At 66.9% G+C, this 23129-nt stretch carries 18 protein-coding genes; 16 read left to right on the forward strand and 2 right to left on the reverse strand.

All coding sequences use genetic code 11. The features are described from left to right. Positions 1 to 29: 29 nt before the first annotated feature. From hisG to cueR, 16 genes are all read left to right on the forward strand, one after another. Positions 30 to 941, forward strand: a complete 912-nt coding sequence (gene hisG / locus ACZK29_RS09435; protein ID WP_019338500.1) for an ATP phosphoribosyltransferase — start codon at positions 30 to 32, stop codon at positions 939 to 941. Further along, the gene (hisD, locus tag ACZK29_RS09440) at positions 938 to 2233 is read left to right on the forward strand and encodes a histidinol dehydrogenase (protein ID WP_478446977.1); all 1296 of its coding nucleotides are present in this window, start codon (positions 938 to 940) and stop codon (positions 2231 to 2233) included. The genes hisG and hisD overlap by 4 nt, the downstream gene beginning before the upstream one ends. Beyond that, positions 2230 to 3324, forward strand: coding sequence for a histidinol-phosphate transaminase (gene hisC, locus ACZK29_RS09445; protein WP_478446978.1), 1095 nt, complete (start codon positions 2230 to 2232; stop codon positions 3322 to 3324). Before hisD ends, hisC begins: the two co-directional genes overlap by 4 nt. Next, entirely contained in the window at positions 3321 to 4394 is a 1074-nt protein-coding gene (gene hisB, locus ACZK29_RS09450; protein WP_478446979.1) for a bifunctional histidinol-phosphatase/imidazoleglycerol-phosphate dehydratase HisB, read from the forward strand. Before hisC ends, hisB begins: the two co-directional genes overlap by 4 nt. Next, positions 4391 to 4993 (forward strand): imidazole glycerol phosphate synthase subunit HisH, encoded by a 603-nt coding sequence (gene hisH, locus ACZK29_RS09455; protein WP_006436751.1) that lies wholly within the window; start codon positions 4391 to 4393, stop codon positions 4991 to 4993. The genes hisB and hisH overlap by 4 nt, the downstream gene beginning before the upstream one ends. Beyond that, a complete protein-coding gene (hisA, locus tag ACZK29_RS09460) occupies positions 4990 to 5724 on the forward strand; it encodes a 1-(5-phosphoribosyl)-5-[(5-phosphoribosylamino)methylideneamino]imidazole-4-carboxamide isomerase (protein ID WP_478446980.1) in 735 nt (244 codons plus the stop codon). The genes hisH and hisA overlap by 4 nt, the downstream gene beginning before the upstream one ends. Continuing rightward, a complete protein-coding gene (gene hisF / locus ACZK29_RS09465) occupies positions 5718 to 6494 on the forward strand; it encodes an imidazole glycerol phosphate synthase subunit HisF (RefSeq protein WP_005409431.1) in 777 nt (258 codons plus the stop codon). Before hisA ends, hisF begins: the two co-directional genes overlap by 7 nt. Continuing rightward, complete coding sequence (gene hisIE / locus ACZK29_RS09470) at positions 6484 to 7104, forward strand: bifunctional phosphoribosyl-AMP cyclohydrolase/phosphoribosyl-ATP diphosphatase HisIE (protein WP_478446981.1); 621 nt, start codon at positions 6484 to 6486, stop codon at positions 7102 to 7104. The genes hisF and hisIE overlap by 11 nt, the downstream gene beginning before the upstream one ends. 147 nt (positions 7105 to 7251) lie before the next feature. Further along, positions 7252 to 8841, forward strand: a complete 1590-nt coding sequence (locus tag ACZK29_RS09475) for a calcineurin-like phosphoesterase C-terminal domain-containing protein (RefSeq protein ID WP_111205057.1) — start codon at positions 7252 to 7254, stop codon at positions 8839 to 8841. Positions 8842 to 8876: 35 nt separating this feature from the next. Continuing rightward, positions 8877 to 9161, forward strand: a complete 285-nt coding sequence (locus tag ACZK29_RS09480; protein ID WP_005409434.1) for a hypothetical protein — start codon at positions 8877 to 8879, stop codon at positions 9159 to 9161. A gap of 84 nt (positions 9162 to 9245) precedes the next feature. Next, positions 9246 to 10268, forward strand: a complete 1023-nt coding sequence (locus tag ACZK29_RS09485) for a glucokinase (protein ID WP_111205055.1) — start codon at positions 9246 to 9248, stop codon at positions 10266 to 10268. 51 nt (positions 10269 to 10319) lie between these two features. Next, positions 10320 to 11318: a glycosylasparaginase gene (locus ACZK29_RS09490; protein ID WP_111205054.1), complete on the forward strand. Its 999-nt coding sequence runs from the start codon at positions 10320 to 10322 to the stop codon at positions 11316 to 11318. Further along, on the forward strand, positions 11315 to 12052 hold the full coding sequence (locus ACZK29_RS09495) for a copper homeostasis protein CutC (protein ID WP_111205053.1): 738 nt from the start codon (positions 11315 to 11317) through the stop codon (positions 12050 to 12052). Before ACZK29_RS09490 ends, ACZK29_RS09495 begins: the two co-directional genes overlap by 4 nt. Positions 12053 to 12459: 407 nt before the next feature. Then, entirely contained in the window at positions 12460 to 15417 is a 2958-nt protein-coding gene (locus tag ACZK29_RS09500; RefSeq protein WP_478446982.1) for a TonB-dependent receptor plug domain-containing protein, read from the forward strand. A 130-nt stretch (positions 15418 to 15547) separates the two neighbouring features. Further along, a complete protein-coding gene (locus ACZK29_RS09505) occupies positions 15548 to 18049 on the forward strand; it encodes a heavy metal translocating P-type ATPase (RefSeq protein WP_478446983.1) in 2502 nt (833 codons plus the stop codon). A gap of 11 nt (positions 18050 to 18060) precedes the next feature. After that, positions 18061 to 18516 (forward strand): Cu(I)-responsive transcriptional regulator, encoded by a 456-nt coding sequence (cueR, locus tag ACZK29_RS09510; RefSeq protein WP_111205050.1) that lies wholly within the window; start codon positions 18061 to 18063, stop codon positions 18514 to 18516. 78 nt (positions 18517 to 18594) lie between these two features. On the opposite strand, the gene ACZK29_RS09515 is transcribed toward cueR, so the two are convergent. Both ACZK29_RS09515 and ACZK29_RS09520 read right to left on the reverse strand, forming a co-directional pair. Further along, positions 18595 to 18789: a heavy-metal-associated domain-containing protein gene (locus tag ACZK29_RS09515; protein WP_111205049.1), complete on the reverse strand. Its 195-nt coding sequence runs from the start codon at positions 18787 to 18789 to the stop codon at positions 18595 to 18597. A 210-nt stretch (positions 18790 to 18999) separates the two neighbouring features. After that, a complete protein-coding gene (locus ACZK29_RS09520; RefSeq protein WP_111205048.1) occupies positions 19000 to 22074 on the reverse strand; it encodes a TonB-dependent receptor in 3075 nt (1024 codons plus the stop codon). Positions 22075 to 23129: the final 1055 nt, after the last annotated feature.

The raw sequence follows: 23129 nt of genomic DNA on the forward strand, positions 1-23129 counted from the left end.
GCCCCGTTCCGAACTTCGAGACCTCCCCCATGAGTGCAACCCAGGCAGCGCCGGCACGCGACCGGCTGCGTATCGCCATCCAGAAGAGTGGCCGGCTGGCCGAGCCCGCCCGCAACCTGCTCAGTGCCTGTGGCCTGAGCTGGCGCGAGAGCCGCGACAAGCTGTTCTGCTACGGCGAATCGCTGCCGGTGGACCTGTTGCTGGTGCGCGACGACGACATCCCGGGCCTGATCGCCGATGGCGTCTGCGACCTCGGCATCGTCGGCCGCAACGAGCTGGATGAGCAGGCCGCGGCCCGCCGTCAGATTGGCCTGCCCGATGCCTACCAGGCGCTGCGCGGGCTGGGCTTCGGCCAGTGCCGGCTGATGCTGGCGGTGCCCGAGGAATGGCAGTGGCAGGGCCCGGCGCAGCTCGCCGGCACCCGCATCGCCACCAGTTACCCGGCGATCCTCAAGCAGTGGCTGGATGAGCAGGGCGTGGATGCGCAGGTGGTCGAGCTGTCCGGGTCGGTGGAAATCGCGCCGCGCCTGGGTACCGCCGACCTGATCTGCGACCTGGTCTCCAGCGGCGCCACGCTGCGCGCCAACCAGTTGACCCCGGTGCACAACCTGCTCGACAGCGAAGCGGTACTGGCCGGTGCGGTGCGCGTGCCGGATGACGCACGCGCGTCGCTGCGCGCGATGCTGTTGCGCCGTCTCGACGGCGTGGTGCAGCGCCAGGACCGCAAGCTGCTGATGTTCCGCGCCAGCGAGGATCGCGTCGATGCGCTGGCACAGCTGCTGGCCGATGCCGAGCCGCTGGTGCGGCTGCCGGCCGATGGCGGTGCGCTGCGCCTGCAGACCATGTGCCCTGGCCCGTTGAGCTGGCAGCGCATGGAAGAACTGGAGCGCGCTGGCGCGCAGGGCCTGATGGTGTTGAGCGTGGAGCGGTCGCTGGCATGAACCGTCTGATCTGGTCCCGACTTGATGAGGCCGCGCGCAGCGCGGCATTGACCCGCCCGGTGCAGACCGTGGCACAACAGACCCGCGACGCGGTGGCCACGCTGATTGCAGAAGTGCGCGTACAGGGAGACGACGCGCTGCGTGCTATCACCGCACGCTTCGATGGTGTCGAGCTGCCATCGTTCGAAGTGAGCGAAGCGGAGTTCGCAGCGGCCGAAGCTGCCGTCCCCGCCGAGCTGCGCCAGGCCATGGTCGAAGCGGCCGAACGCATCGCCCGTTTCCACGCCGCCGGCATGGGTATGGGGTATGCCGTGGAAACCGCGCCGGGCGTGGTCTGCGAACGCATGCCGCGCCCGATCGGCCGGGTGGGCCTGTACGTACCTGCTGGCAGCGCGCCATTGCCGTCCACCGCGTTGATGCTGGGCGTGCCAGCGCAGCTGGCCGGCTGCCCGCAGGTGGTGCTGTGCACGCCGCCGCGCGCCGACGGCACGGCTGATCCGGCCGTGCTGGTGGCCGCGCGGCTGACCGGCGTGCGGCGCGTGTTCAAGCTGGGCGGCGCGCAGGCGATCGCCGCGATGGCCTATGGCACCGCCAGCGTTCCGGCCTGCGACAAGCTGTTCGGGCCCGGCAACAGCTTCGTCACCGAAGCCAAGCAGCAGGTCGCGCAGGATGGCGCCGCCGCCATCGATATGCCGGCCGGTCCCTCCGAAGTGCTGGTGATTGCCGATGCGGGCGCCAATCCGGCGTTCGTCGCCGCCGACCTGCTGTCGCAGGCCGAGCACGGCCCGGATTCACAGGTGCTGCTGTTGACCGACGATGCCGCGATGCTGGCGGCGGTCGAGGCCGAAGTGGAGCGCCAGGTGGCCCTGCTGCCGCGCCAGCAGATCGCACGCCAGGCATTGTCGGCTTCGCGGTTGATCCAGGTCGATTCGCTGGAGGAAGCCTTCGCGATCAGCAACCGCTATGCGCCCGAGCACCTGATCCTGGCCCTGCGCGACCCGCGCGCGTGGCTGGACAAGGTGCAGGCGGCCGGCTCGGTGTTCCTGGGGGATTACACCCCCGAAGCACTGGGCGACTACTGCAGCGGCACCAACCACGTGCTGCCGACCGCCGGTGCCGCGCGTGCCTACAGTGGCGTCAGCGTTGCCAGCTTCCAGAACCTGATCAGCGTGCAGAGCGCCAGTGCCGCCGGCTTGGCCGCGATCGGCGGCTGCGCGCGCATCATCGCCAGTGCCGAGGGCCTGGACGCGCACGAACGTGCGGTTGCCCTGCGTATGGAGGCCGCCGCATGAGCGCTGCCATTGATGACGTGCTGGCACTGGTACGCCCGGATCTGCAGGCCTTTGCCGGCTACAGTTCGGCACGCAGCGCGGCGGTGCAGGGCGAGGTCTGGTTGAACGCCAATGAATCGGCCTGGGCCAATCCGGCCGATGCCGACGGCAGCAGCCGGCGCTATCCCGAACCGCAGCCACCGGCGCTGCGCGAGAGCCTGGCCGCGCTGTACGGGGTAACGCCGCAGCAGTTGCTGGTCGGGCGCGGCAGTGATGAGGCGATCGATCTGCTGGTGCGCGCGCTGTGCGTGCCCGGTCGTGATGGCGTGCTGGTCACGCCGCCGGTGTTCGGCATGTACGCCGTGTGTGCGCGGTTGCAGGGCGCCCCGCTGATCGAAGTGCCGCTGGTGGACGGCGAAGACGGCCTGCGCGCCGATCTGGATGCGGTCATCGAGGCCGCCACCGCGCGCAATGCCAGGCTCGTGTTCCTGTGCGCACCGTCGAACCCCGCCGGCAGTGATATCGCCCTGGTCGAGGTCGAGCGCGTGGCCAGGGCGTTGCGCGGGCAGGCACTGGTGGTGGTGGATGAGGCTTATGTCGAGTACGCGCAGCGTCCGTCGGCGACCACGCTGTTGGCCGTGAACCCGAATCTGGCGGTGCTGCGCACGTTGTCGAAGGCGCACGCTCTTGCCGCCGCGCGCATCGGAACCCTTATCGCCGCACCGGAACTGATTGCCGTGCTGCGCCGCTGCCAGGCGCCGTATCCGGTGCCGACCCCTTGCGCCGAACTGGCGGTGCAGGCACTGCAACCGGCCGCACTGGCGCGCACCGCCGAACGCGTGGCCACGGTCATTGCCGAGCGTGAACGCCTGTTTGCGGCGCTGCCCGGCCTGCCCGGCGTGCGCCGCGTGTATGCCTCGTCGGGCAACTACCTGCTGGTGCGCTTCGCCGATGCGCAGGCCGCGTTCGATACGCTGCTGGCTGCGGGCGTGGTGGTGCGCGACCAGCGCGCGGCGCCGCAGCTGGGCGATGCGCTTCGCATCAGTATCGGCAGCCCGGAAGAGAATGACCGCGTGCTTGCGGCCCTGTCGGCGCGGAGGGCCGCAGCATGACCCCGATCCTGTTCATCGACCGCGACGGCACCCTCATCGAGGAGCCGTCCGATTTCCAGATCGACGCCTACGAGAAGCTGCGCTTCGTGCCGCAGGTGATCCCGGCGCTGCTGAAGCTGCGGGATGCCGGCTACCAGTTCGTGATCGTCACCAACCAGGATGGCCTGGGCAGCGACAGCTACCCGCGTGCCAGCTTCGATGGCCCCAACGAGCTGATGCTGCAGATCTTCGAAAGCCAGGGCATCACTTTTCGTGACGTGCTGATCGACTGCAGCTGGCCGCACGACAATGCGCCGACCCGCAAGCCGGGCATCGGACTGATGACGGCTTATCTGCAGGACCGCAGCATCGACTGGGCGCGTTCGGGCATGGTCGGCGATCGCATCACCGACCTGCAGTTTGCCGACAACCTCAACATCCGCGGTTTCCAGCTGCGCACCGCGCAGTTTGGTGGCGAGTGGGATTGGCCGGGCATTGCCCATGCGCTGGCCGATGCGCCGCGCACCGCCGTGGTCCAGCGCAACACGAAAGAAACGAAGATCCGCGTCGAACTGGACCTGGATTGCGCGGGTGATGCACGCATCTCCACCGGCCTGCCGTTCTTCGACCACATGCTGGAACAGATCGGCAAGCACGGCGGCTTCGCGCTGGACATCCAAACCGAGGGCGACCTGCACATCGATGAGCACCACACCATCGAAGACACCGGGCTGGCCCTGGGCCAGGCGCTGCGCGAGGCGCTGGGCGACAAGCGCGGCATCGGCCGCTACGGCTTCACCCTACCGATGGACGAGACGCTGGCCAGCGCTGCGCTGGACTTCAGTGGCCGCCCGTACTTCGTGTTCGAGGGCGAGTTCAAGCGCGAACGGGTGGGCGACATGCCGACCGAGCTGGTGCCGCATTTCTTCCGCTCACTGTGCGATGCCAGCGGCCTGAACCTCAACCTGCAGGTACGCGGCGACAACGATCACCACAAGGTGGAGGCCTGCTTCAAGGCGCTGGCGCGCGCGCTGCGGCCGGCGCTGGCCCGGCAGGGCACGGCGTTGCCGACCACCAAGGGGGCGCTGTGAGTGACGTAGCGCTGATCGACGCGGGCGGTGCCAATCTTGGTTCGGTGCGCTATGCGCTCGAACGCCTTGGCGCCAGCGTTCGGCTGGTGCGCGATGCCGATGGGCTGGTCGGCGCGCAGCGGGTGATCCTGCCCGGCGTCGGTGCGGCGGGCCCCGGCATGCAGCGCCTGCATGCGCAGGGCCTGGTCGAGCCGTTGCAGCGGCTGGAAGTGCCGTTGATGGGCATCTGCCTGGGCATGCAGCTGTTGTTCGAGCGCTCCGAGGAAGCCGGCGTGGAAACGCTGGGGCTGATTCCCGGGGTGGTGCGCAAGCTGGTACCGGCCTGCGGCATCCGGGTGCCGCACATGGGTTGGAACCGCCTGCTGCCGCTACGTGAGTCGCTGCTGTTGCAGGGTGTACCCGAGCGGGCCAGCGCCTATTTCGTGCACAGCTATGCGGCGCCGCTGAATACCCACACCGTTGCTGCCTGCGATCACGGCGGCCTGTTCACGGCCGTGGTGGAGCAGGGCCGCTACTACGGCGCGCAGTTCCACCCCGAGCGCTCCGGCGAGACCGGCTCGCTGATGCTGCGCAATTTTCTCGAGGGCACTGCTGCATGAGTTTCATCGTCTACCCCGCGCTGGATATCCGCGACGGCCGCGTGGTGCGGCTGCGCCAGGGCGACTACGCGCAGGAAACCTCGTATGGCGACGACGCCCTGCCGCGCGCGCAGGCCTTTGCTGCGCAGGGCGCGCAGTGGATGCATCTGGTCGACCTGGACGCTGCGCGCGCCGGTGGCTACACCCTTGCGCCGCTGCTGGCGTCGATCCGTGCGCAGACGCCTTTGCAGGTGCAGACCGGCGGTGGCGTGCGCGGTCGCGACGACGTGGCGCGCATCCTCGATGCCGGCGCCGGTCGCGTAGTGGTCGGCTCGCTGGCCGTGCGCCGTCCCGATGAGGTGGTGGGCTGGCTGGAGGAATTCGGCGCCGAACGCATCACCATTGCGCTTGACGCCCGCCAGGATGCACGGGGCCAGTGGCAGCTGCCGGTGCACGGCTGGACCGAGAACGCCGGGGTGACCCTGGACGTTCTGGCCCAGCGCTACGCTCGCGCCGGCATGCGCCACCTGCTGTGCACCGACATCGCCCGCGACGGCATGCTGGCCGGGCCCAATATCGACCTCTATCGGCACCTGTCCGGCTTGTTGCCGGGTGTGGCGGTGCAGGCGTCCGGTGGCATCCGCGACGTAGCCGATGTGGCCGAGGCCCGTGCCGCCGGCTGTGGCGGTGCGATTCTCGGCAAGGCACTGCTGGAGCAGCGCATGGATCTGGCGGAGGCACTGGCATGTTGAGCCGCCGCATCATTCCCTGCCTGGACGTGCGCGATGGCCGTGTGGTCAAGGGCGTGCGCTTCCGCGACCACGTCGACATGGGCGACATCGCCGAGCTGGCGCAGCGCTATCGCGACCAGGGGGCGGACGAGCTGGTGTTCTATGACATCGGCGCCAGCCCCGAGGCGCGTTCGGTCGACGTGGCGTGGATCGAGCGCATCGCACGCTTGATCGACATTCCGTTCTGCGTGGCCGGTGGCATCGACAGTGTGGAAACCGCGCGCCGCGTGCTGTTTGCCGGTGCCGACAAGGTGTCGATCAATTCGCCGGCGCTGGGCCGGCCGGAGCTGATCACCGAGCTGGCCGACGAGTTCGGCGTGCAGTGTGTGGTGGTGGGCGTCGATTCGGTGCGCGAGGCCGACGGGCAATGGCGGGTGCGTCGTTTCAGCGGCGATCCGGACAAGACCCAGGCGGTGCCGCTGCGCACTCTGGACTGGATCGTCGAAGCACAACGGCGTGGCGCGGGCGAGATCGTACTGAACTGCATGGACAGCGATGGCGTGCGCCGTGGCTACGATGTCGTGCAGCTGCAACAGGCGCGGGCACTGTGCCAGGTACCGTTGATCGCCTCGGGCGGTGCCGGTGCGATGGAGCACTTCGCCGAAGCCTTCGACCAGGCCGACGTCGACGGCGCGCTGGCCGCCAGCGTGTTCCACAGCGGCGCCATCGCCATTCCAGAATTGAAGCGCTACCTGCGCGGACAGCAGATCGAGGTGCGGGATGTCTATTGAAGTCAGGCCGTCGTTGGACACATTGCAGGCGCTGGACTGGGCCAAGGGTGACGGCCTGCTGCCGGCGGTGGTTCAGGATGCCGATACCCTGCAGGTACTGATGCTGGGCTATGTGAGTGCCGAATCGCTGGCGGCCACGCTGGCCATCGGCCACATGACCTTCTTCAGCCGCAGCAAGCAGCGGCTGTGGACCAAGGGCGAGCAGTCCGGCAACGTGCTGGTGGTGCAGTCGATCAGCGTGGACTGCGATGCCGATACGCTGCTGGTGATGGCGCGCCCGGCCGGGCCGACCTGTCACACCGGTGCGGAGAGCTGCTTCGATGGCGCGCCGAAGGACTTCCTTGGCGGGCTGGGCCAGTTGGTGGCGATGCGCGAGGCGCAGCGGCCACCGGGCAGCTACACCACGAGTCTGTTCGAGGGTGGTATCCGCCGCATCGCGCAGAAGGTGGGCGAGGAGGGCGTGGAGACCGCACTGGCAGCGGTGGCGCAGGACGATGAAGCGCTGCTGGGCGAGGCCTCGGACCTGCTGTACCACCTGCTGGTGCTGCTGCGCGCGCGTGGTCTGTCGCTGGAGGATGCGCGCGCGGTGCTGGAAAAGCGCCATCGTTGAGCTGCGGTAGTGCCGGCCGCTGGTCGGCAACTCATGTTCGCCTGGCATCTGAGGGTTGCCGGCCAGCGGCCGGCACTACCGTCCTGCAATGCAGCCGAGCATGGCTCGGCTCTACAATACCGGGTCTCTTTCTGCCGGATCTCCCTCATGAAACTGCCTGCCGCGTGGCTGTGCTGCCTGTTGCTGACCTCGCCGGCCTGGGCCGCGGACACCGTGGTCACCGGCAAGGTCTATCTGGAGCGCGACGGGAAGCCGGGTCGCGGTGCCACCGATCCGGGCCTGGCCGGGGTGCAGGTCTCCAACGGCGAGACCATCGTCAAGACCGCCGCCGATGGCAGCTACAGCCTTCCGGTGCGTGACGGCCAGACCGTGTTCGTTATCAAGCCGGACGCCTACGCCTTCCCGAAGGCGACCGATGGCCTGCCGTCGTTCTGGCGCCACTACCGCCCGAACGGTTCGCCGGCGCTGAAGTACGGCGGCATCGCCGCCACCGGCGACGTCACCCGCAACTGGGATTTCGCGCTGCAGCCGGACCGCCATGACAGCCGCCGTGGATTCCAGATGCTGGTGTTCACCGATTCGCAGACTGCCAGCCTGAAGGACATCGGCTACTACCAGCAGTCGATTGTGGCGCCGCTGGTCGGCCAGACCAAGGCGCGCCTGGGCACCACCCTGGGTGACATCGTCAACGACGACCTGACCCTGTACCCGGCGATCAACAAGGTCACCACCTCGCTGGGCGTGCCGTGGTTCCATGTGCCGGGCAACCACGACCTCGATTTCGATGCAGCCAGCGACGTCCATTCGCTGGACAGCTGGCGCAACATCTATGGCCCGGACACCTACGCGGTGGAAGAGGGCGGCGCCAGCTTCGTATTCCTCGACGACGTGGTGTACGACCCCAGGGCCAGGCCGAAGTATGTCGGCGGCCTGCGCGAAGACCAGTTCGCCTTCCTCGCCAGCTATCTGAAGGGCCTGCACAAGGACCGCCTGCTGGTGCTGGGCATGCACATTCCGCTGTTCGATGCGGCGCCAGGGCGCGAGACCTTCCGTCATGCGGACCGCCAGCGCCTGTTCGACCTGCTCAAGGACTTCCGCAACGTGCTGGTGCTCAGCGGCCACAGCCACACCCAGCAGCACGTCTATCACGGCAAGGCCGAGGGCTGGAACGGCGACAAGCCGCTGCACGAATACAATGTCGGTGCCAACTGCGGTGCATTCTGGTCCGGGGTGAAGGATGCCGCCGGCGTGCCGGACAGCACCATGAGCGATGGCACGCCAAAGGGCTATGCGCTGCTGGATGTCGCCGGCAATGGCAGCTACAAACTGCAGTACCGCGTGGCCGGTAGGCCAGCCAGCGAACAGATCGGCCTGCATGCACCGAAGGTGCTCCGCCAGGGGGCCTACCCGGCATGGGGCATCTATGCCAACGTCTACATGGGCGAGGATGCCAGCGTGGTCGAGTACCGCGTCGACGGCGGCGCCTGGCAGCCGATGAAGCAGGTCAGCCAGCCGGACCCGCGCCTGATGGTGGAGAACGTGGCCGACGATATGGCAAACAGCCTGCGTGGCTACGATCGTTCGCCGGAGGCCACCGCATCGCCTCACCTGTGGCGTGGCGCGCTGCCGACCGATCTGGCGGTGGGCAGCCACAAGGTCGAGGTACGCTCCACCCAGCCTGATGGTGCAGTGTTCACCGCCACCACCAGCTACAGCCTGCAGACTGCCCAGCCCTGACACGCCGCAAGGCCTCTCCAGCGAAAGGACCCCGCATGGATATCCGCTTCATGGCCGGCACCACGCCGGTGACCCTCAGCCGCCACTGGTTCACCGGCGCGATGCTGCTGCAGAGCGCCACCGAGAAGGTCTGGGTGCAGCATCCGCTGCATCCGGGCACCCACTTCTCGTTCTCGCTGGTACAGTCGTGGCTGCGCCACATTGCTGGCCATGAAGTGCTGGTAGAACGCACCCGGCCGCTGCTGTTCGCCGGCTTCCGCCCGCAGCGCCTGCGCGTGCTGGTGGACGGCGTGCAGGTGGCCGAACAGGAAGGCATGTAGGCCAACCTGAACCACCGGCGTGCTAGGCAAAGCCGCCCCGATGCCTGAGAATCGGGGCGATTCAATCGATCCAAGCAGGCCAGCGTGACCATCGCAGCAGCGTCCCCGGTTTCCTCCGACTCCGCCCGCGGCGGTCTTCCGCGCCATCTGGTCGTCGCCGATGTCGGCGGCACCTTCGCCCGTTTGGCGTTGGCTGAAACGCAACCCGGCCAGGCGCCGCTGCTGGGCAGCCATCGCACCTACGCCTGCGCCGAGCATCCCAGCCTGGCGGCGATCCTTGCTGATTTCACCGCTGGCCTCAGCCAGCCGGTGCAGACCGCCGTGGTGGCCATCGCCGGCCTGCTCGATGGCGATGTACTGATCAATTCCAACCTGCCGTGGACGGTCTCGCTGTCGGCCACCCGCGCGCAGTCCGGGCTGCGCGAGCTGCAGCTGATCAATGATTTCGAGGCGGTGGCACTGGCCATCCCGTACCTGCAGCGCGAGACGCTGGTGCCACTGAACGGCGACGCCGATCCGGCGCAGGCGTTCCCGGCGCTGGTGCTGGGCGCGGGCACCGGCCTGGGCGCCGCGCTGCGTTTCGCCGATGGCGAGCGCCCGGTGCTGGCCAGCGAGATCGGCCATGCCGCGCTTGGCGCCGGCAACGCGCTGGAACTGCAGGTGCTGGGCAAGCTGCTTCAGCGCTGGGCGCACGTGGACAACGAGCGCGTGCTGTCCGGTAGTGGCCTGATGAACCTGTACCCGTGCATGTGCGAGCTGCGCGCCGTCACCCCGGTGTGGACCAGCACCGAAGCACTGATCGGTGCCGCCCGCAGCGGTGAAGACGCGCTGGCGGTGGAGACGCTGCAGGTGTTCTGCGCCTGGCTGGGCAGCCTGGCCGGCGACGCAGCGATCGCCGTCGGTGCGCGCTCGGTGTACCTGGCCGGAGGCATTTCCGCGCATGTGCAGGATTTCCTGGCCGATGGCCGCTTCCGTGAGCGCTTCCTCAACAAGGGCGTGCTGACCGAGGTGCTGCGCCAGGTGCCGGTATGGCGCGTGGAGCACGGCCAGCTGGGCGTACTCGGTGCAGCGGTCTGGCACGCCGCACGACAGCCCACGCACGACTGATCGCTGCGACCGGCATCGGGCCGGCCGTGCATTGCAGACTGGGAGGGGAAGATGGTGGATCGCAGGCAGTTCCTGCAGGCCGGCGCACTGGCCGCAGGCATGGCAGCATTACCGGGCGTACACGCGCGCGCACAGGGTGGAGCCAAGGTGGTTTCGACCTGGGACTTCGGCGTGCCGGCCAACCAGGCCGCATGGAGGGTGCTGGCGCAGGGCGGCAGCGCACTGGATGCGGTGGAAGCGGGCGCACGCTGGGCCGAGAGCGAGCTGTGCAACCCGACCGTTGGCCACTGCGGCAACCCGGATCGCGACGGCGTGCTGAGCCTGGACGCGAGCATCATGGATGGCGATGGCCGTTGTGGTGCGGTGGCCGCGCTGGTCGACATCCTGCATCCGGTGTCGGTGGCCCGCAAAGTGATGGAGAACAGCCCGCATGTGCTGCTGGTGGGCGAGGGCGCGCAGCAGTTCGCGGTGCAGCAGGGTTTCGAACGCCAGCGCCTGCTGACGCCGCAGGCCGAGGCGGCCTGGCGCGAGTGGCTGAAGACCGAGAAGTACCAGCCGCAGATCAATGCCGAGCGCCGGGGTATTCCCGGCAACAGCGACAACCACGACACCATCGGCATGCTGGCACTGGACGCCAAGGGCCATCTGGCCGGTGCCTGCACCACCAGTGGCATGGCCTGGAAGCTGCACGGCCGGGTCGGCGACAGCCCGATCATCGGCGCCGGCCTGTATGTCGACAATGAAGTGGGCGCGGCTACCGCCTCGGGCGTGGGCGAAGAAATGATCCGCAACGCCGCTTCGTTCCTGGTGGTCGAGCTGATGCGCCAGGGGCGCTCGCCGGCACAGGCCTGCCGCGAGGCGATCGACCGTGTGGTGCGCAAGCGGCCGGAGGCGAGCAAGACCCTGCAGGTGTGCTTCCTGGCCATGAACAAGCAGGGCGAGGTGGGCGCCTACGCGCTGCATCGCGGCTTCGTCTACGCCGTGTGCGATGCGCAGCGCCAGGATGATCTGCGCGATTCGCCGTCGATCTATGCGAGCACCCAGGCGTGAGCACGCGGCTGACCCTGGAGATCGCCAGCAACTCGCTGGCCTCGGCGTTGGCGGCGCAGGCCGGCGGGGCCGACCGCATCGAGCTGTTCGACAACCTGGTCGAGGGTGGCACCACGCCGTCGTTTGCCACCATCGCGATTGCCCGCGAACGCCTGTCGATTCCGCTGTTCGTACTGGTGCGCCCGCGGCCGGGTGATTTCCACTACGACGCGTTGGAAACCGAACTGATGCTGCGTGACATCGCGCAGTGCCGCGCGCTGGGCTGCGATGGCGTGGTGATTGGTGCGCTGGATGTGCAAGGCAACATCGATCTGCCGCTGTGCCGCGAACTGGTGCAGGCCGCCGGGCCGTTGCAGGTGACCTTCCATCGCGCCTTCGATGCCGCCCGCGATCTGCCTGCCGCACTGGAGCAGGTGATCGGGCTGGGATGCCAACGGGTATTGACCTCGGGGGGCCAGGCAAGCGCCGAGGCCGGTGCCGATGTACTGGCGGGCCTGGTCACCCAGGCGGCGGGGCGCATCACGGTGATGGCTGGTGCCGGACTGGGCCCGGCCAACATTGCCACGGTCGCGCGGAAGAGCGGCTGCAGCGAACTGCACGCCTCGGCCAAGGGCCTGCGGCGCTCGGCCATGCAGTTCCAGAATCCGGCCCTGCGTGGGCTGGACCCGGACTGGAGCCAGACCGCCACCGCCACCGTGGCCGCATTGCGGCAGGCGCTGGACGGCGCAAGCTAGCCCGCTTCTTCTGTAGAGCCGAGCCCACGCTCGGCTGCTCTTTGCGGTGAACAACAGCAGCCGAGCGCGGGCTCGGCTCTACAACGACCCGCTGCCGGCCGCACGCGACGCCGCGGACAAAATCGTTCCGCGCGTGATTGTCGCAATCGTGTCATGCATTCCTGCGCCGCTCTCTCAGCCATAGTCCGCAACCCATTGATTGCTATCGATACCGGTAGCCGATAACGGCACGCCGTCGCCGGTTTGTGCGCCGCCGCATGCCGTGCGTGGTTCAGCTGTGCTTTAGTTTGGATCGATCCACAGGGGAGGGCGCCGCGATGGTCTTGAACCGATCCAGGCGCCCGGATCAGCCGTAGTGCCGCGCCACCACCCGTCCGTGCGTCCACACTTTCGAAGAGCAACCACCCATGGCTCAGATCGTCCGCAAGCGTCGTCACCTGCTGTCCCAGGCCCTGGTCCTGGCCCTGCTTCCCCTGGCTGCCAATGCGCAGGAAGCCTCAAGCTCGTCCACCAAGGATCTCGACGCGGTCACCGTGACCGGCTCGCGCATCAAGCGCGCCAGCGTCGAAGGGCCGGCGCCGGTCAACGTGATCACCGCCGCGCAGATCCAGAAGGAAGGCTTCGTCAGCGTGTACGACGCGCTGAAGACCCTCACTGAAGCGACCGGCACTGTTGAAGCCGCCTCGCAGTGGGGCTCGCATACGCCCAATGCCAGCGGCCTGAACCTGCGCGGGATGGGCCCGAACCGCTCGCTGTTGCTGGTCAACGGCCGTCGCGTGGCGGACTACCCGCTGCCGTATGGCGGTGAAACCAACTTCTCCAACTACGGCAACATTCCGGCCGCGGCGGTGGAGCGCATCGAAGTGCTGACCGGTGGCGCCTCGGCCATCTATGGCTCCGATGCGATCGCCGGCGTGGTCAACGTCATCCTCAAGACCAACTACGACGGCGACGAAGTGCGCGTGCGCGGCGGTACCTCCACCGAAGGCGGCCGCGATACGTGGGACCTGTCCTGGGCCGGCGGCAAGACCGGTGACAACTGGAGCTTGACCTACGCGCTGCAGTACACCAAGCGTGATCCGTTGTTCGGCCGTGACCGCCCGCAGATGGACGACGCAGACGATGCGCCGTACCCTTCCTGGAACATGGAACAGCGCAAGGTCGGCTTCCGTCCCACTGCTGGCCTGGCGCTGATCGATCCGAGCAACGGCCAGCGCCTGGCGCCACCCGCCGGCACCTGCGAGAAGTTCAACGGCGAGTACTACACCGCCGATCGATTGGTCTACAACTACGCCGCCAACACCATCACCAATACCGGCCGCCTGTGCGGCATGAGCGCCGACTACGCCAACTGGCTGCTGACCGGCGGTGCCGAGAACGTGTCCGGTAACCTGTATGCCACCTTCGATTTCAGCAGCGACCTGCAGGCCTGGACCAACCTGGCGGTATACCGCTCGGAGGCGATATGGGGCACCAATCCCCCCGGCGTGTCGCTGATCGACGATGACAACGGCTACTACTGGGATGCCAACCGCAACCGCCCGATCCTCGGCGTGCGCCAGTTCACCCCGAACGAGGTGGGTGGTCTGGATACGCTGCGCAACACCAACCGTGAACTGTCCTGGGACTGGAGCGCGGGCCTGCGTGGGCGTCTTGCCGACCGCTTTGACTGGAGCGCCACAGTGGGACGTTCCTATTACCGCGTGGAAGAACGGCAGAACGTGGTCGACAAGCAGAAGTCGTACGACTACTTCCTCGGCCCGAAGCTGGGCACCACCGCCAACGGTGAGGCAATCTATGCGCTGAACGAATCGCGCTGGTGGAACCCGCTGACGCCGGACCAGTACTGGCAGATGGGCACGGTGGCGAAGAACCGTGCGTCCTCATGGGTCAATCAGGCCTCGGCGGATATCACCGGCGAGCTGTTCCAGGGCTGGGCCGGCCCCATCTCGTTCGCCGCCGTGGCCGAAGTCGCGCAGCAGGGCTACCACCTCAGTCCTGACCCACGCGCCGGCATCGATTTCGATCTGCAGAACGTCGACCGTGGTGGTGGCGAGCGCACCCGCTATTCGGCGGGCGTCGAGTTCAAGATCCCGCTGCTGGAGAGCGTGACCGCCACAGCGGCCGCGCGCTATGACCGCTATGGCAACTACAAGGCTGACAACAGCGGCGAAGCGCTGGACATCGGCAGCCAGAAGGAAACCACCTGGAACGTCGGCCTGGAATGGCGCCCGGTGGAGTCGCTGCTGGTGCGAGGCTCCTATGCCACCAGTTTCCATGCGCCGGACATGCACTACCTGCTGGGCCAGCCGAGCAGCTCCGAAGTGCAGACGTATGACCGCCTTCGCTGCATCCAGAGCGGTGCCTACCTGGTCAACAACTGTGGCGTCGGCAATACCGATGTCTGGTACACGTTCGACGTGAACCGGCGCGGCACGCCCCTGCTGCGTTCGGAAACCGGCGATTCGTGGACGGTCGGCTTCGTCTGGGATGTGATGCCCAATCTGTCGGTCAGCGCCGACTACTGGGCGATCAAGCTGGAAGACATGATCGTCGACGTCGGCGCCGACGAGGTGCTGGCCAGCGAAGCGGGCTGCCTGACCGGCAAGAACATGGACGGTACGCCGTGGGCCAATCCGGCCGGTGGCGAGTACTGCGCCGGCATCCTGGCCCGCGTGAACCGTGACAGCAACGGGCGCCTGGTATCGATCGAGCGCGGTCCGTTCAACCTGGCCAGCCGCGAGGTGCGTGGCATCGACCTGACCGCACGCTATCGCCTGGACACCGCGCAGTGGGGCAGCTTCCAGCTGGGCCTGAACTACACCAACCAGATCTCCACCAAGGAACAGCGCTACGCCAACGACCCGAATCCGGAGCGGCGCGATCGTGACCTGCGCAGCAAGCTGCGCGCGAGCCTGGCCTGGCAGCGTGGCAACTGGAACGCCAATGTCTACGCCGACCGCGTCGGCTCGGTACCGGGCGTGCGCTATCACTGGGGCACCGACCGCCTGGACAACCCCGGCGGCTGCCTGCCGTTCGCCGATGGCTACGTGCCCAGCGACAGCCCGTCGCTGAACTGCCTGGAGCCGGCGACGCGTCCGGACGGCTCGCCCAACCCGAATCCCAATGCCGGGCAGCAGACCGCACGGTACTTCGGCCGGGTCGGGCCGTTCATCACCTGGAACTTCAACGTGGGCTACCAGGTGACCGAACACGCGAAGGTGAACGTATACGTCAACAACGCGTTCAACTCGGCCAGCTGGAACCACAAGGATCCGTACAAGCTGGACTACGACTTCGCCCCGACCCGCCTGCTGGGCGCGGTGGGCCGTGAGTTCGCGCTGGAGTACGTGTTCAGCTTCTGAGGCGGGTTGCAGGCGGTACGCCGGGCATGGCCCGGCGCTACCGGTTGGTCCCGGGGCGGCTGGATTTGACCTTCCCACGATGGCAAGGTTTAGCCTGTCCGCATCCAGAAGGAACCCCGGGAATCCGATCATGAGCACGCCGCGCGCTACTGCAGTCCCCGCCAGCCCCTCCACCATCAGCCTTCCCATCGAGGGCATGACCTGTGCCAGCTGTGTCGGCCGGGTCGAGGCAGCGCTGTCCAAGGTCGAGGGCGTCGGCAGTGTCTCTGTGAACCTCGCCACCGAGCGCGCGGACATCCGGCCCTCCGGTCCGGTTGATCGCGCGGCGCTGATCCAGGCGGTTGAACGGGTGGGCTACGACGTACCCGCCGCGACCGTTGAACTGGCGGTGGAGGGCATGACCTGCGCATCCTGCGTTGGTCGCGTGGAGCGCGCGCTGCTGGCGGTGCCCGGGGTCAGCCAGGCCAGCGTGAACCTGGCCACCGAGCGTGCCACCGTGCGCGGCGTGGCTGATACGGCCTCCTTGGTGGCGGCCATCGACAAGGTCGGTTATGCCGCCCGCCCGATCGGGGCCGGTGTGCAGTCCGATGATGAAGCCGCTGAAAAGAAGAATGCCGAGCGCGCCGAACTGAAACGCGACCTGATCGTGGCGTCCGCGCTGGCGCTGCCGGTGTTCGTGCTGGAGATGGGTTCGCACCTGATTCCCGGCATGCACGAATGGGTGATGGCCAACATCGGCATGCAGGCCAGCTGGTATCTGCAGTTCGCACTGACCCTCCTGGTGCTGGCCATCCCCGGTCGCCGTTTCTACCAGAAGGGTTTCCCGGCGCTGCTGCGGCTTGCGCCGGACATGAATTCGCTGGTGGCGGTGGGCACCGCCGCAGCGTTCGGTTATTCGGTGGTGGCGACCTTTGCACCGCGGCTGTTGCCGCCGGGCACGGTGAACGTCTACTACGAAGCGGCCGCGGTGATCGTTGCGCTGATCCTGCTCGGCCGCTTCCTCGAAGCGCGGGCCAAGGGCCGCACCTCCGAAGCGATCAAGCGCCTGGTCAACCTGCAGGCCAAGGTCGCTCACGTGATCCGTGAGGGCCGCGCAGTCGATATCCCGGTCAATGAAGTGCAGAGCGGCGACGTGGTGGAAGTGCGGCCGGGCGAGCGCGTGCCGGTCGACGGCGAGGTGGTTGAAGGCCGCAGCTACATCGATGAATCGATGATCAGCGGCGAGCCGATTCCTGTCGAGAAGCAGCCGGGCAGCGGCGTGGTGGGCGGTACGGTCAACCAGAAGGGCGCACTGACGGTACGTGCCACGGCGGTGGGCGCGCAGACCATGCTGGCGCAGATCATCCGCATGGTCGAACAGGCGCAGGGCTCGAAGCTGCCGATCCAGGCGGTGGTCGACAAGGTCACGTTGTGGTTCGTGCCGGCGGTGATGCTGGCCGCACTGGCGACCTTCGCGGTCTGGCTGATCTTCGGCCCGCCACCGGCGCTGAGCTTCGCACTGGTCAATGCGGTGGCGGTGCTGATCATTGCCTGCCCGTGCGCGATGGGGCTGGCGACGCCGACCTCGATCATGGTCGGTACCGGCCGGGGCGCTGAATTGGGCGTGCTGTTCCGCAAGGGCGAGGCGCTGCAGCTGCTGAAGGACGCGCAGGTGGTGGCGGTGGACAAGACCGGCACGCTGACCGAAGGCCGCCCACGCCTGACCGATCTGGAGATCGCCGATGGTTTTGATCGCAGCACAGTGCTGGCGGCAGTGGCCGCAGTGGAATCGCGCTCTGAACATCCGATCGCCCGCGCCATCGTCGATGCAGCCACCGAGCAGGGCATCGCGTTGCCGGCGATGGCTGATTTCGAATCGGTCACCGGCATGGGTGTGCGTGCCAGCGTTGATGGTGCGCGGGTGGAGGTTGGTGCTGATCGATTCATGCGTGAGCTCGGCGTCGACATCGGTCCGTTCGCTGAACTGGCCAGCCAGCTTGGAACGCAGGGCAAGTCGCCGCTGTATGCCGCCATCGACGGCCGCCTGGCCGCGATCATCGCGGTGTCCGATCCGATCAAGCCGAGCACGCCGGCCGCGATCGCGGCGCTGCACCGGCTTGGCCTGAAGGTGGCGATGATCACCGGCGACAATGCTGGTACCGCGCAGGCGATCGCGCGCCTGCTGGGCATCGATGAGGTGGTGGCCGAGGTGCTGCCGGAAGGCAAGGTTGAAGCAGTGCGCCGGCTGAAGGCCGCGCATGGTCATGTCGCGTTCGTCGGCGATGGCATAAACGATGCGCCGGCGTTGGCCGAGGCCGATGTTGGTCTGGCCATCGGCACCGGTACCGATATCGCGGTGGAATCGGCCGACGTGGTGCTGATGTCAGGCAACCTGCAGGGCGTGCCGAATGCCATCGCGCTGTCGAAGGCGACGCTGGGCAACATCCGCCAGAACCTGTTCTGGGCCTTCGCCTACAACACCGCGTTGATCCCGGTGGCGGCTGGCGTGCTGTACCCCCTCTGGGGCGTGCTGCTGTCGCCGGTGTTCGCGGCCGGTGCGATGGCCCTGTCCAGCGTGTTCGTGCTGGGCAACGCGCTGCGCCTGCGCCGCTTCCAGGCGCCGATGGCGGATGCCCCCGCTGCGAGCCACTGAAGGAGAACCGCATGAATATCGGTGAAGCCGCCAAGGCCTCCAGCGTGTCGGCGAAGATGATCCGCTACTACGAACAGATCGGCCTGATTCCTGCGGCCGATCGCACCGAGTCGGGTTACCGGGCGTACTCGCAGGCGGACATCCACCGCCTGCGTTTCATCCGCCGCGCACGCGATCTCGGCTTCCAGGTTGCCGAAATCACCGACCTGCTGGGCCTCTGGAACGACACCTCGCGGCACAGTGCCGACGTGAAGCGCCTGGCAGAACAGCACATCGTCGATCTGGAGCAGCGCATCGAGAGCATGCGGCAGATGGCCGACACGCTGAAGTCGTTGATCAGTTGCTGCGCGGGCGACGAGCGCCCGGAATGCCCGATCCTGCAGCGGCTGGGCGAGGACGATGAGACGCCGGTGCCGGTCGATACCGCGAAGACCGGCGCGGTGCGGCGACGCGCACAGAAGCATTGAATCGATATCGCATGCACTGAAAAGCCCGCCCTGTGACAGTGCACGGGGCGGGCTTCATTGTGGATGCGATGCAGGGGGTCAGGCGCTGCGCGGCGGGAAACCGGCATCGTTCACTGCGGCGAACACCTGTTCCTGCGACGCAGTGGTCTGCACCTTGACCAGGCCGGTCGCCGGGTCGGCAACCACGCTGGCGTTCGGATCGACCTGCTGGATCGCGCGGGTCACGCTGCGCGCGCAGCCGCCGCAGGTCATGCCGTCGACATGGAATTCCATCTGTAGCTCCTTCGGTGCTCTTGGGATGGGACCAGTGTGCACCTTCCAACGATGGCAGGGTCAAGCGCTGGACTGAATGACAACGCACCAATGAGCACGCATCAATAAAGACGGCAGCCGCCTGTACCAGCGCGGCTGCCGTGGAGGATCGTCCCCGCCGGGGCGGGGCGTGGGTTGCGCCGGGGCAGGCCCGGGCAACCCGGTACGGGCTTAGAACTTCCAGTTCACGCCGAGGTACAGCTGGCGGCCGGCGTACAGGTTGGACAGCAGGCGGGCCTGGCTGTCGTTGCCGATGTAGCTGCGCAGCTCGGACTTGGTGGCGTTCAGCACGGCGGCGGTCACCGTCCAGTCCGGGGTGAGGTTGTAGGCCACGTTCAGGTCAAGCTGGCTATACGGCTTGGTGTAGGTGGTCATGCCATTGTTCAGGCCGCCGACCACTTCACCGCGACGGTTGTACGAGGCACGCGCCAGGAACTTGTCGTTCTCGTAGAACACGGTCACGTTGGCCTGGTTCTTGGCACTGCCGACCAGCGGCGATGAGCCGATTTCCTCGCCGTCCAGTACGATCGATGCCAGGTTGGTGTCGTTGTAGGTGTAGTTGGCCTGCACACCCAGGCCGAAGTCGAACGTGTACTGGCCATACAGTTCCACGCCCTGCGACACGCCATCGCGGCCGTTGGCCTGGGTCTCGTACTTCTGCACGGTCACCGACTGCCCACCGACATTCATCTGCTGGTCGCGCACCACCGGCACGGTGAAGTTGTCCACGTTCTTGCGGAACAGCGAAACACCTGCGACCGCGCCCGGCTTGAAGTACCACTCCAGGCCCAGGTCGAACTGGACCGCCTTGAACGGCTCCAGCGCCTTGTTGCTGCCCGAGCCGTACCAGCCGGGCGTGTCGGTGCCGCCGGTGACACGGCGATCGTTGGCGTACTCCTCGCTGATGTAACGCAGGCCGCCGGGGTAGGCGATGCTGGTGTAGCTCGGGCGCGCGACCACCTTCGATGCCGCGCCACGCAGCACCAGGTTGTCGGTGATGTCCCAGGCAATGTTGAAGCTGGGCAGCACGTCGGTATAGGTCTTCTCCAGCGACGACAGCGCGTACACCTTGTCGCGGACCTGCGGGTCGGGCAGGCGGACGAAGCCACCCTGGCAGCGCAGGTTCGGATCGGCGGCCGGATCATCGCAGCTCATCGGTGCGCCGCTGGCGTTGTCGACGAAGTAATCGTTGAAGCGCTCTACCGAATCGCTGGACTGGGCGAACTGCTTGGTGCGCACCACGCGCACGCCGATGTTGCCGCGGACGCGTTCGGTGCGGAAGTTGGCCTGGAAGTATCCGGAATGGATCTTCTCGTTGACGTCGTAGACGAAGTCTTCCTCTGTACGGTTGTGCGAGCCGCCATAGGTCTTGTTCAGGTAATCGATGTAGGCCGGGTAGTTGATGCCCGGGAACACGTTGGCGTTGAACGCGCCGGTGATGTTGCTGATCGGGTTGGACAGGAAGAAGCCCGGCTGCGCATCGCCTGCGGTCGGGTCGCAACCGGCCTGGTAGCGATTGTTGTCATAGTCGGACGGGTCCAGGCCCGGGCATACCCAGTAGGTGTTGCCGGTATTGCGGTGGACCTTGCCATCGCGGTACTTGGCACCGAACTGGATCGAGTCCAGCCAGCCGGCCTCGAACAGTTTGGTGACATCTACCTGGAAGTAGTTCTGCTTGACCTCCGTCTGCATCCACGACGAGTCGGTCGAGCCGGTATCGACTTCCGCGACGCCCGCCATCAACTGCTGCTGCAGGTCCGGCGAGAACTGCACCGACGGCGTGCCGGTCAGGTCCCACGCGGTGTACTGGTTGCCGGACTGCCACTGGTTGCCGACCTTGCGGCGCGGCTTGGCCGACATGCGGAAGTTCATCGACGGGCCACCTTCGGACCAGGTGCGGCCACCGGTGAACGAGGCCTTCCACAGCGGGCTGATGTCCCAGTCGATGGTCAGGTCGGCGGTCTGCGAAAGCGCCTTTTCCTTGCTGTAGCCGCCGGTGAGCTGCGGGGTGGGGATGGTGCAGTCGTCCGGGCCCCAGCCGCCGGGCTTGAGGCCGGCGGCCGCCGCTTCTTCTTCGCTGCAGTAGTAGGTCTTTCCGGCCAGCTTCTGGTACTGCGCGCCGGTAACGATGCTGCCACTCGGGTCGAAGTCCAGGCCGTTGAGGAGGCGGCCGCCGGCCCAGTTGCCGTCCTGGTTGTAACGGGCCAGGTTCCACTCCGGCACCTTCAGCATGTTCTGCGTGTAGTCGCCCTGCAGTTCGAAGCGGAAGTAGTTGGCCGTCATCGTGACGTTGTCGACCGGCTTGAACTGGAAGGTCAGCTGCCCGCCCTTGCGCTCGCGCTTCTCTTCCTTCACTGCGAAGTTCACCGAGGTCGGCATGAAGAACTCGCTGTAGTTCTTGCCGGCCTGGTTGTTGAAGCCGGACTGGCCCCACCAGTAGTGAATACCATCCTGTTCCAGCAGATTGCCATTGGCATCGCGGGCCGTGGTGCCGTTGCCGTACCACTGGTAGTCCTCGGTGCTGGCTTCCATGGTGCGGGTGGTGCGGTTCTGCTGGGTCACGCCGACCAGTACGCCGAAGCGCTCATCCTTGCTGTGCCATGAGTACAGCGCCGACACCTGAGGATCGACATCGTGGCTGGTGTCGGAGGTGGTGCCCTCCAGGTTCACGTAGCCGGAGTTGGATTCCATGTCGAGCGGGCGCCGGGTATGCAGGATGACCGTGCCGCCGATGCCGCCTTCGTCGATGCGCGCTTCCGGCGACTTGAACAGCTCGGCGCTGGACAGCATGTTCGACGGCAGCAGGGTGTAGTTGAAGGAGCGGGTCGCTTCGTTGTTGGTTTCCGAGGAGGCGACGAAGTTGCCGTTCAACTGGGTCAGGGTCAGGTCCGGCGCGAGGCCGCGCACGCTGACACTCTTGCCCTCACCACCGCTGCGGGTGATGACGACGCCGGGCACGCGCTGCAGTGCGTCGGCGACGTTCTTGTCGGGGAACTTGCCGACGTCTTCGGCGGTGATCACTTCGACCACCGCGTTGGCATCGCGCTTCTGCTCAAGGCTCTTTTCAATGGCGTAGCGGTAGCCGGTGACCTGGACACTGTCCAGCGTGGTGGCATCCTGCGCGCCGGTGGACGTGGCCTGCTGCGCGGCGGCGCCAGCCGGAATGACGGCGGCGGCCAATGCCAGCGCGATGGCCAACGCCAGTGCGTCCTGGCCATGTGTGCGTGTTGAATGCTTCATTCCCATCTCTCCCTCTCTCCTGGATTGATCCGGTGACGTGGCACGGACAACTTGAATCGATCTAATTTGAAGTGACTTTGTCGCTGTCGCCATGCAGTGGCAGTAGCACCGCGCGCGTGGCCTGGTACGTCCTGTTGCTGCTCCCCCAACTCCCGGCCATCGCAGTGTCGTCTTGGATCGATCTAAGCGATGGGCGGGCGATTTTTAGCACGGGTCGCCCGCAGGCGCATGCTGCTGCGCAATATGGTACTGGCGTGGCGAAGGGATGACGGTTTGCTGAAATCAGTGAAATCGTTTTCGTGCGCAGGGGAGGGTGGGTCGGCAGGGCTGCGCCCTGCACCTGCTTGAAGCCAAAGCCAAAGCCAAAGCGGCTCTAGGTTGTCTGTGGGTTGGGCAGGGCGGTGTCGGATTGCGGGGACGCCGTAAACCCCGCTCCGCGGTCCGGCCCAGCCGCTGGCGGCTGGGCGTTCGGGCGCTTGCGAAGCAGTGCTTCGCAAGCAAAGCGCCCTCACCCCTGGGGGCTCGATGGCGCCATCCATGGCGCCAACGGTCCTGCCAGCCGACACCGCCCTGCCTTCGACAGTTTCCCGGTGACGGTTGGATGGGTCCTGGGGACGGCATGGGGAATGGCTTGGGGTCAGATCCGTTTTCCGTTGGAAAACGGATCTGACCCCGATTGATTTCGTTATCCGACAGAGATTCATCCACGCATGGCGTGGATCCACAGATCGCGGAAATCTGTCGAAGGCGGGGTGGGTCCGGTTGCGGGGGTGTCCGCGGCATGGATGCCGCGGCCAAGCCCCCAAGGACGGGTTTACGGCGTCCCCCGCAACCGGACCCACCCCGACTCCCCGCAGGAAACTGGCTGTTGCTGTTGCTCCAGCTTGTAGCAGGTGCAGGGCGCAGCCCTGCCGAACACCCCTCTCATGCTGCGCCGCAGAATGCATTCGGCTGAACCTGCATGCTCTACTTGAATCGATCTAAATTCACGGTCTGATGGGTCGGGCGTCATTCCAGGGGGAGCTCTCTGCAGGTCAGGGCAGGGCTCAGCGGAACGATGC

The organism is Stenotrophomonas sp. 89682_Sma (assembly GCF_056481405.1).